Origin of the sequence: Streptomyces sp. H27-H5 (assembly GCF_026627505.1) — a bacterium.
Classification (GTDB): domain Bacteria; phylum Actinomycetota; class Actinomycetes; order Streptomycetales; family Streptomycetaceae; genus Streptomyces.
In genome coordinates this window covers 1-1328 of sequence record NZ_JAPNLK010000299.1, presented here as the reverse complement: position 1 = coordinate 1328, position 1328 = coordinate 1, and the positions used below count along the sequence as shown (strand labels likewise).

Sequence of the window (1328 nt, the reverse complement as noted above, 5' to 3'; positions counted from 1 at the left end):
CACTTGAGAGGTGCCTTGCCGGTTGGTGCTGGTGGAAGCGTGAGAACTCCCATCATCCCAGGTCAGCGGGCACCTCCTCCCGTTTCCCCGTCCACAGCCCGGCCGTTACACGGTGGATCGAGGCTGACAGCATGATCAACGACTTTGCCGGGGCCCTGGACCTCGACTGGCTCGACAGTTTGCCCGTAATATTCTAGGTGCATGGCGGAAAGCCGAGGAGGAGCGTGTGCAATGTATGAACACCTGAAAAGGGAAAATAGCGAAAGACTGTCAGCCCCTTCTGCGATCTCCCGGGCGCGGGAGGATGAATTGGCGCGTCGACTCGTCCGGAAGATGCGCGAGAAAGGGGGCCAGAAAGCTTACGCCCACATGTACGACGCGGGCATATTGTGGCAGGCCAAAAATCCCGGCGAAGACTTGAATGTAAAGAATCTGTCTCGTCGAAACATCGAGAGACTCCAGAGGTCTCTACAGCCCCTCCGCGAAGAGGAGTTGGAATTCTATAGAACGTTCCTGGCGGCGGAATTCTTCGCCACTCACACCACCAGCGGGCCAGTGTTGAACGAAGAGAAGAATCTGCTGAATCTTTTTTCACGGCAAAAGCTGATCGAGCGGGGGGTGAAATTCAACATCGCGAATTCCCCTCAGGAAGATATCGAGTGGCTGGGTAATGATGATTACGTCTTCTTTTCGCTGGAAGTCGGCAAAGAGCCAAAGAAGCCCAGCAGCAGGTTCGGTGGGCGCACTTTTCGCTTCGATTTCGCTCGCCCAGAGTTCACTGACGCGGGGTGGGTAAGCCTAGTGGAAATGCGCTTTGCGGGTACCCCGAAGCTCCAGGGTCATATACCTGGACTCCCTGATGAGGATTACGGAGCCGTGAGCAGGCGAGAGCTGGACCGTTTCGGCATCGTGTTCTACGGTGGGGACATGATTCGGGGCCTCGGGCTATCGATCCTGGAACGCATCAGAGGCATGTCGGACAAATCGCAAGAGGCAATGTTGACAATGCGCGACGATGCGGGCCTGAATAAACTAGTGAACGGTTTGTTTCGTCCGGAGATAAAAGTGCCTCGACACTTCTTTTCCGAAAATTTCATGCAAGCTGCAGTAAAGAAAGACGACAAAGGCTTCTGAGTGTGGGAATGGACTGCGTTTGTGAGTTCGCGGCGATATCTATGAAGTTCCGCGTCTCACCACTCAACCTCGATCCTTCAGTGATGAGGTCGTGTTCGTGGGGTGGTCGGTTCACCCCGGTTTGTTCTCGTGGTGAGGTTCCGGGGTCGTCGCGTGTCGCTGCGGGGTGCGCCGGGTTCCACGGGTCCGGGGTG

At 56.0% G+C, this 1328-nt stretch carries 1 protein-coding gene; it reads left to right on the top strand.

Features of this window, described 5'->3' with window-relative positions:
* Positions 1-231 precede the first annotated feature (231 nt).
* Positions 232-1134: a hypothetical protein gene (locus OTB19_RS42890; protein ID WP_267804282.1), complete on the top strand. Its 903-nt coding sequence runs from the start codon at positions 232-234 to the stop codon at positions 1132-1134.
* Positions 1135-1328 lie beyond the last annotated feature (194 nt).